This is a genomic window from Jannaschia donghaensis (assembly GCF_001403795.1).
GTDB lineage: Bacteria > Pseudomonadota > Alphaproteobacteria > Rhodobacterales > Rhodobacteraceae > Jannaschia > Jannaschia donghaensis.
This window is the reverse complement of sequence record NZ_CXSU01000011.1, coordinates 335,802-342,788: the sequence shown is the minus strand read 5'-3', so window position 1 is coordinate 342,788 and position 6,987 is coordinate 335,802. Positions and strand designations below refer to the sequence as shown.

At 64.8% G+C, this 6,987-nt stretch carries 6 protein-coding genes; 2 read left to right on the top strand and 4 right to left on the bottom strand.

Annotated features, from left to right (window positions below; translation table 11 throughout):
- Positions 1 to 575, top strand: a 575-nt coding sequence (locus JDO7802_RS06165; RefSeq protein ID WP_222836397.1) for an MATE family efflux transporter, incomplete at its 5' end; no start/stop codon positions are given.
- Positions 576 to 585: 10 nt separating this feature from the next.
- Here the strand turns inward: JDO7802_RS06165 and manD are convergent.
- From manD to JDO7802_RS06145, 4 genes are all read right to left on the bottom strand, one after another.
- Positions 586 to 1,812 carry a D-mannonate dehydratase ManD gene (gene manD, locus JDO7802_RS06160; protein WP_055083684.1) on the bottom strand — a complete coding sequence of 409 codons (1,227 nt, stop codon included), beginning with the start codon at positions 1,810 to 1,812 and terminating at the stop codon, positions 586 to 588.
- Between the two features lie 36 nt (positions 1,813 to 1,848).
- Positions 1,849 to 3,132, bottom strand: a complete 1,284-nt coding sequence (locus JDO7802_RS06155) for a TRAP transporter large permease (RefSeq protein WP_055083682.1) — start codon at positions 3,130 to 3,132, stop codon at positions 1,849 to 1,851.
- A 10-nt stretch (positions 3,133 to 3,142) separates the two neighbouring features.
- Positions 3,143 to 3,670: a TRAP transporter small permease gene (locus JDO7802_RS06150; protein WP_055083681.1), complete on the bottom strand. Its 528-nt coding sequence runs from the start codon at positions 3,668 to 3,670 to the stop codon at positions 3,143 to 3,145.
- Positions 3,671 to 3,739: 69 nt separating this feature from the next.
- Positions 3,740 to 4,723, bottom strand: a complete 984-nt coding sequence (locus JDO7802_RS06145; protein ID WP_055083679.1) for a TRAP transporter substrate-binding protein — start codon at positions 4,721 to 4,723, stop codon at positions 3,740 to 3,742.
- 272 nt (positions 4,724 to 4,995) lie between these two features.
- Here JDO7802_RS06145 and JDO7802_RS06140 point away from each other — a divergent pair, with 272 nt between their 5' ends.
- A complete protein-coding gene (locus JDO7802_RS06140; protein WP_055083677.1) occupies positions 4,996 to 6,987 on the top strand; it encodes a DEAD/DEAH box helicase in 1,992 nt (663 codons plus the stop codon).

The window sequence follows — 6,987 nt, the reverse complement described above, 5'->3', positions numbered from 1 at the left end:
CCTTGATCTATGCCCGCCTCAGCATCGAGGAATTCGCCGCCATGACCCTGATCACGCCTTGGATCATGGTCGCCGGAACCATCGGAATGCAATGGGCGCAGGCCACCGGCATCATTGTCGCTCAACTTCTGGGGCAGGGACATCCCGCCGCCGATCTGGACCGGTTCCTTGGCACGGCTTGGCGGGCCGCCTTCGTGGCCGCAGCCGCCGTCGCCGCGATCTACGGCATCATCTGTTTGTCGGCGAACGCGCTTTATTCCGATCTCGACGTGCGAACGCGGGCGGTCCTGCTGAGCTTCGCGCCGATCCTTCTGGTCCTGCCGTTTCCCAAACAGTCGAACGCGATCTGCGGCAACACTCTGCGCGCCAGCGGTGATACGATCTATGTCATGCACCTTTTCGTCTGGTCGCAGTGGCTGTTCCGCGTGCCCGCGACGGCCCTGGCCGTCCTCTATTTCGACGTGCCTGCGGTCTGGGTCCTGTCGATCCTGCTGGGGGAGGAAGTGCTGAAATTTCCCCCCTTCCACACCCGTCTGCGCCGGGGCGATTGGAAGCGCGCGCAGGTCGCTGCCTGATCGAGCGCGATCAGTAGTTCCACATCGTCCCGTCCTCCAGCCGCACGACCGGATGGCTGCCGGCGACATATTCATAGCGCGCCGCCTCGGCCACGTCGAAATCGACGCCCAGACCCGGCGCGTCACTGACGTGAAACAGGCCGTCGTCCAGCCGGTGATCTGACGGGAAAAGGGCATCGCACGCCGGCGTGCCCAGCACGAGGTATTCCTGAATACCGAAGTTCGGGGCCCAGACGTTCAGATGCGCCTGCGCCGCCATAGAAATCGGCGAATGGCTTGGGGCACCGTGAAACCCCGTACGCACATGATGCAGACCGGCCAGGTCAACGATGCGTTTTACATGGGTAATCCCGCCGGCATAGGTCACGGCGACGCGGATGAAGTCGATCAGCTCCTCCTCGATCAGACGGTTGCAGTCCCAGATCGAATTGAACACCTCCCCGATGGCGACGGGCACCGTGCTGTGGTGGCGCAGCAGGCGCAGCGCGTCCTGATCTTCGGCCGGGGTCGGATCTTCCAACCAATAGAGGTTCACCGGTTCCACCGATTTGGCGAAGACGGCCGCCTCGCGCGGCGTCAGGCGGTGGTGAACGTCGTGCAGCAGCTTCAGCTCCGGACCGAAGCGGTCGCGCACCCGCGCCAAGGCGTCCGGCATGAACCGCATGTAGCGGTCGGTGTCCCAGATCTCGACCGCCGGTCGAATGCCGCTGAAATCGGTGATGTAATGCGGCCCCGCGCCCGCCGCCTCCGGCACGGCATAGCCTGCGGTCGGCATTCCCGGCACGCCGCATTGCACCCGAACGGCTCGGTATCCACATTCCTGCCAGTAGGCGACCGAGTCCATCAGCTCGCCGATGTCGGCACCGGTCGCATGGGCATAGACGAGGCATCCGTCCCGGCTGCGCCCGCCAAACAATTCGTACAGCGGCAGACCGGCCAACTTGGCCTTAATGTCCCAAAGCGCGATATCGACGGCCCCGAAGGCGGCCATCGCGATCGGCCCGCGTCGGAAATAGGCCCCGCGGTACAGAAACTGCCAGATATCCTCGCTGCGGCGCGGGTCCATCCCGATCAGCATCGGCAGGATATAGTCCGACAGATAAGCCGCCGTCAGGGATTCGCGGTTGTTGAGCGTCCCGTCGCCAAGACCCACGATGCCCTGATCGGTCTCCAACCGCAGCGTGACGTAGTTCTTGCCCGGCCCGCCGAGGTACACCTGTCCGCCGGTGATTTTCATGTCATCCTCCCTGCGTCGTCGGATCGGTCGCGCCCGTTATCCCCCCACAAGGTTGGGAAGCGTGAGCGACACGGCGGGCACGAACGTGATCAGCATCAGCGCCACCAGGATCGCCAGGTAAAACGGCCAGATGGTGCGCACCGCCACCTCCATCGGCAACTTGCCCACGGCGCAGCCGACGAACAGGCACGACCCCACCGGCGGCGTGCACAGTCCCAGGCCCAGGTTCACCAGAAGGATCATTCCGAATTGCAGCGGGTCCATGCCCAGGCTGTTGGCCACCGGCAGGAAGATCGGCGTGCAGATCAGGATCAGCGCGGCCATGTCCATGATCATACCCAGCAGCAGCAAAACGACGTTGATCATCAGCAGGATCATGATCGGGTTGTCCGAGATCGCGGTCAGAAGCTCTACCGTCTGAGCGGGCACCCGGTAGAACGTCAACATATAGGCGAAGGCCCCGGCGCAGGCGATCAGGATCATCACCATCGCCGTGGTGCGCACGGACGACGCGACGGCGGTGCGAAATTTCTCCCAAGTCAGGCTGCGGTACACCAGCAGGGTGACGACTAGGGCATAAATCGCGCCGAAGGCCCCGGATTCGGTGACTGTGAACACCCCCGACAGGACGCCGCCGACGATGATCACGGCCGTCAGAAGACCGGGGATCGCGCTGGCGAACGTCAGCGCCAGCGCCGTCCAGCCCGGAAATTTTTCGGCGCGGTAGCCGCGACGCACCGCAACCACATAGGCGGCGACGGCCAGGCACAGGCACATCAGGATGCCGGGCACGACACCCGCCAGGAACAGCTTGGAAATCGACACGCCGCCGCCGGCCGCGATGGCGAAAATGATCATATTGTGGCTGGGCGGGATGATGATACCGGCGATGGACGAGGTGACCGTGACGTTCACGGCGTAATCCGCGTCGTATCCTTTCTCCTTCATCACCGGCACCAGGATAGACCCCAACGCCGAGATGTCGGCGATGGCCGACCCCGAAATGCCGCCGAACAGCATCGAGGAGAAGACATTGACGATGCCAAGGCCCCCGCGCACCGCACCGACGGCGGCCTGCGCGAACCGCACCAGCCGCATCGCGATGCCGCCGTGGAACATCAGATCGCCCGCGAAGATGAAGAACGGGATCGCCATGAGCGAGAACACATTGATCCCCGAGATGATCCGCTGGAACCCGATGGTCAGCGGCAGCCCTTCGAACGCAAAGGCCGCGATGGCCGATATGCCCAGCGCAAAGGCCACGGGCGTGCCAAGCGCCACGCAGACGGCGAACAAGCCCAAAAGCACCAGAAGTCCCATGCGCCCTCTCCTATTCGATGCTGTCGCGGCGGATGTCCCGCCCGACCGCGCGCCGCACGAGATGTCCGATCGAGAAGAGCGCGATCAACCCGCCCCCCACCGTCAGCGGCACGGACCGCAAACCCTCGGGCAGATCCAGAAGGGGGATCAGCGAACCCCATTTGAAGATCGTCAGCTTTACCCCGTACCACAGCATCAAAAGACCGAACCCCGCCATGAAAAGGTCGGTCACCACCACCAGAACGGATCGGATGCGGTCCGGCACGGCAGTGCGCAGCATGGTCACCGACAGATGGGTATGGTCGTGCACGCCCACCGCAGCCCCCAGAAACGCGATGACCATCACCAGCAGCAGCGCCACCTGCTCCACCCATGTGGGCGTCGCGTTCAGGACATAGCGGCCGTAAACCAGCCAGCCGAAGATCGCCGTCAACGTCACCAGGGACAGGCCGGTCAATATGCGACAGGCCATGGCGATCGCGTCGAAAGCCGCATCCATGCGTCGCAGCAGGATGGGGGGGTCGGAAATGTCGGACATGAACTCGCTTTCAGCGGAATGGGGGGCCCGGTCGCGCCGGACGCCCCCGTCTTCAAATGATCCGCGGGATCACTCGGTCGCCTGGATCATCTCCACCAGCGGCCGCAGGTCGGGGTTCGATGCAAGGTAGGCTTCGTACACCGGGGCCATCGCCTCCTGGAACGGGGCCTTGTCCGCGATCTCGTTGATCTGGGCACCCGCCTCCTCGACGGCCTTGCGGCTCGAAGCTTCGCGTTCCACCCACAGATCACGCTGCATGGCGGCCGATTCCTGTGCGGCGGCCGTCACGGCCTCCTGCATTTCGGGCGACAGGGCGTTGAACGTGTCGGCGTTCACGCACAGGCATTCCGGAATGATGAGATGCTGGCTGAGCGAATAGAAGCCCGCGACCTCGAAGTGGCCGGTCGATTCGTAGGACGGCCAGTTGTTCTCGGCCCCATCCACGACGCCGGTCGACAGCGCCTGATACACTTCGGCAAAGGCCATCGGCGACGGGTTGCCGCCCAGCTCCGCGATCATGCCGGTGAACAGGTCGTTGTTCATCACGCGAACCTTCAGGCCCTCGACGTCTGCCGGCGTGTTGATCGCCTTCGTGCCGTTATAGAACGACCGTGCGCCCGCATCGTACCAAGCCAGCGGAATGATGCCCTGCTCCTCCATGCCGTCGGCGATCATCTGGCCGGCTTCCCCGTCCAGAACGCGGAACATATGGCCCACGTCCTTGAAGATGAAAGGCAACGACACGACGTTCGCCGCCGGTGCGATCGGCCCGATGGGGCCCAGGTTGAAGTTGCCGATCTCCAGCCCGCCCAGGCGGACCTGCTCGATCGCGTCGGGCTGACTGCCCAGGGTGCCACCGTGGAACATCTGCAATGTGATCTCGCCGCCCGTCTTCTCTTCGAGAAGATCCGCGAAAGCGTCCATCGCGACGGTGTTCGGATAGCCTTCGGTGTGAATGTTCCACCCGCGCCAATCCTCCGCCATCGCCATGGTGCCGGTCATCGCGACCGCGATCGCGGCGCCAGCCAGCATCTTGAGTTTACCGTTGTTCATCTAACCCTCCCAAGTTTGTTCGAGACGCCCATGCGACGCAGACGGCAATCGCACGACCGCCGGTACCGACCGGGGCGCACGGGCCGCCGGAAGCAGGACCTCACGGAGCAGGGAAGACTAGGATACCAGTTCTGTCAAGAGGTGCCTTTCGCGGTTGCAATTCATCCTGCGCCGCGACGGCACGACGGCGCGATGCCCTATACAAGCGTCCGAATTCGGCGTAAGGCCCGCCCCTTGCCGCCCCGACCGCGGGGCAAAGAAAGGCCCCTCCCATGAAAAAAGCCCTCGCCGATGCGCTCGAGGCGCGTGGATACGACACGCTGACCCCCGTTCAACAAGCCGTGCTGGAGCCGGAGCTCGACGGCGTCGACATGCTCGTCTCCGCGCAAACCGGCTCGGGCAAGACGCTGGGCTTCGGCCTGGCGATCGCGCCGACGTTGCTGGGCACGGCCGAATCCTTCTCTCCCGCCGGTCCGCCCCTGGCGCTGATCATCGCGCCGACGCGCGAATTGGCGATGCAGGTGAAGCGCGAACTGGCCTGGCTCTATGAAAAGGCGGGCGCGATTCTCGCCTCCACCGTGGGCGGCATGGACATGCGCGACGAACGTCGCAGCCTGGACCGCGGCGCACATATCGTCGTCTCCACCCCCGGCCGTCTGCGCGACCACATTTCGCGCGGGTCCATCAACCTGACCGAGATTCGCGCCGTCGTCTTGGACGAGGCGGACGAGATGCTGGACCTGGGTTTCCGCGAAGACCTGGAATTCATCCTGGGCGAATGTCCCGAGGCGCGGCAGACACTGCTCTTCTCGGCCACCGTGCCCGCCGCCATCGCCAAGCTGGCCGAAAGCTACCAGCAGGATGCGGTGCGCGTTGCCACGGTGAACCCCAAGGAACAGCACGCCGACATCGAATACGCCGCCTATGACGTCGCCCCGCGCGACGCAGAGAACGCGATCATCAACATCCTGCGCTTCCACGAGGCGCCGAACGCCATCGTCTTCTGCAACACCCGCGCGATGGTGAACCGGATGACCACGCGCCTGTCGAACCGCGGCTTCCCGGTCGTCGCCCTGTCGGGCGAGTTGACGCAGTCGGAACGCACGAATGCTTTGCAGGCCATGCGCGATGGACGTGCGCGGGTCTGCGTCGCAACGGATGTGGCCGCGCGCGGCATCGACCTGCCGAACCTGGACCTTGTGATCCACGCCGAACTGCCGACCGGCTCCGACACGCTGCTGCACCGGTCGGGGCGCACGGGCCGCGCCGGGCGCAAGGGCGTCAGCGCGCTGATCGTGCCACCGGCGGCCAAGCGCAAAGCGCAGCGCCTGCTGGGTTGGGCGAAACTTTCGGCCACCTGGGCCCCCGCCCCCGGGGCCGACGAAGTGCGCGAAAAGGATCGCGAACGGATGCTGGCCGATCCCGCCTGGCTCGAACAGGTGAGCGAGGACGATCAGGACACCGTGGCGGAACTGACATCGCGCTTCTCGGCCGAACAACTTGCCGCCGCCTATCTGCGCCTCAAGGCCGAACGTCAGACCGCCCCCGAAGATCTGTCGGATGTCTCAACCACCTTCTCCCCGACCCCGCGCCCCGAATTCGGGCCGTCGGTCTGGTTCGCGATCCAGGGTGGCCGCAAGGCGCATCAGGACCCGCGCCGCCTGCTGCCGATGCTGTGCAAGGTCGGCGGCCTGACCCGCGATTCGATCGGTGCGATCCGCATCCGGGACGAGGAAAGCTTCTTCCAGATCTCCGAAGCTCAGGCAGATGCTTTTGTGAAGGCGCTTGGCCCCGACATGATCGGCGAAGACGGCCTGACGATTCGCCGCTCCGACGCGCCACCGGCGCAACAGGGCGGTTTCGGGGCCAAGTCCGGCGGCGGCTATAAGGGCAACAAGCCGCGCGACGACCGCCCCGAGGGTGAGAAGAAACCGCGTTGGAAAGACAAAAAAGACGGCACCACGACGTCCGTCGATTACAACGACGACCCGGCCTCGCGTCCGCGCAAGCCCAAACCCGAGCATCCCAACGCCAAACCGCGCAAACCCCATTTCGACCGGCCCGAGGGCGTGGTCGAAGGCTACAAGAAGCCCGGCAAGCCCGGGGGAAAGCCAGCCTTCAAGGGTAAGCCCGGCGGCAAGCCCGCGTTCAAGGGCAAGGGTAAACCCGGCAACGACGCAAAGCCCGGCATGGCCCCCACGACCGCCAAACCCAACAGCAAGAAGAACAAGGCCCGCGCGGCCGCCAAGAACGCCAAAGACTGA

What these genes read in the sequence shown, in the direction of transcription:
- manD (WP_055083684.1), bottom strand. Translation starts at nt 1,812, where the DNA reads ATGAAAATCACCGGCGGACAGGTGTACCTCGGCGGGCCGGGCAAGAAC.
- JDO7802_RS06155 (WP_055083682.1), bottom strand. Translation starts at nt 3,132, where the DNA reads ATGGGACTTCTGGTGCTTTTGGGCTTGTTCGCCGTCTGCGTGGCGCTT.
- JDO7802_RS06150 (WP_055083681.1), bottom strand. Translation starts at nt 3,670, where the DNA reads ATGTCCGACATTTCCGACCCCCCCATCCTGCTGCGACGCATGGATGCG.
- JDO7802_RS06145 (WP_055083679.1), bottom strand. Translation starts at nt 4,723, where the DNA reads ATGAACAACGGTAAACTCAAGATGCTGGCTGGCGCCGCGATCGCGGTC.
- JDO7802_RS06140 (WP_055083677.1), top strand. Translation starts at nt 4,996, where the DNA reads ATGAAAAAAGCCCTCGCCGATGCGCTCGAGGCGCGTGGATACGACACG.